Raw genomic sequence first — 1,073 nt, forward strand, 5'->3', positions numbered from 1 at the left:
CGCACTCAGTTGCCTGAATGCGAAGTTAAACGGGATAGGTGGGTTTCCCCATTCGGAAATCGTGGGATCAATGCCTGCTCACGGCTCCCCCACGCTTATCGCAGCGTGCCACGTCCTTCATCGCCTGTATGCGCCAAGGCATCCACGAATTGCCCTTACCTCACGCTTGAGAGTCCGCACCACCAATGACAATGCTGGGACCGATCATGACGATCGGACCAAAACTCGGCAGAGCAGCAAAGTCACAGTATCTTGGTGCGGATGATTAAAAATGCTCAGCCTGATTATTAAAGCGTTGTATCCAACCATTACGTCCTGACCGCGAGGCGAACCTCACTCCAAGATCGTTCCTGTCGAACCAACGCCGATATCACGGCATCGATTTTAAGAACCCATTCACAATGTCAAATAAGGGAGGCCGAAGCCTCCGTGTTCCGCCGAAGCGGAAGAGTTTTCTCTTCATCTCTAGGTTGAGTGTGGCGAGTGGTGGAGCCTATCGGGATTGAACCGATGACCTGATGCTTGCAAAGCAACCGCTCTCCCAGCTGAGCTAAGGCCCCATACTCTTTTAAAGCGCGAAAGTGGTGGGCCTGGGTGGATTCGAACCACCGACCTCACCCTTATCAGGGGTGCGCTCTAACCAACTGAGCTACAGGCCCATGCCTCGCTCGCGCGCCCGTCAGTCGCAGCAAAGCTGCGCCTTATGGGCGCGCTTAGCAGCGCTGGCCGAGCTTGTGTGCGTGCGATTTAGCATTCGCTAAATCGTCTCGCGCACTGCGCTTAACCTAGTGATGAAGGGACATGAGGACGGCGGCAAATGTTCTTTGGAATGGAAGAAGCTCTTCTCAATGGCGAACCATCGAGCGCTTTCTGCCGATATCCTTAGAAAGGAGGTGATCCAGCCGCAGGTTCCCCTACGGCTACCTTGTTACGACTTCACCCCAGTCGCTGAACCCACCGTGGTCAGCTGCCTCCTTGCGGTTAGCGCACTGCCTTCGGGTGAATCCAACTCCCATGGTGTGACGGGCGGTGTGTACAAGGCCTGGGAACGTATTCACCGCGGCATGCTGATC

The 1,073-nt window shown here is 55.3% G+C and carries 2 tRNA genes and 2 rRNA genes; all 4 read right to left on the reverse strand.

The features are described 5' to 3' along the window. Positions 1-169, reverse strand: a 23S ribosomal RNA gene (locus EAH76_RS24270); the annotation flags it as partial. Positions 170-484: 315 nt separating this feature from the next. After that, positions 485-560: transfer RNA gene (locus EAH76_RS23730), tRNA-Ala, on the reverse strand. Positions 561-582: 22 nt separating this feature from the next. After that, positions 583-659: transfer RNA gene (locus EAH76_RS23735), tRNA-Ile, on the reverse strand. Positions 660-886: 227 nt separating this feature from the next. Further along, positions 887-1,073: ribosomal RNA gene (locus EAH76_RS23740) — 16S ribosomal RNA — on the reverse strand; the annotation flags it as partial.

Origin of the sequence: Sphingomonas glacialis, assembly GCF_006439055.1 — a bacterium.
In the GTDB taxonomy this organism is placed as follows: Bacteria; Pseudomonadota; Alphaproteobacteria; order Sphingomonadales; family Sphingomonadaceae; genus Sphingomonas; species Sphingomonas glacialis_A.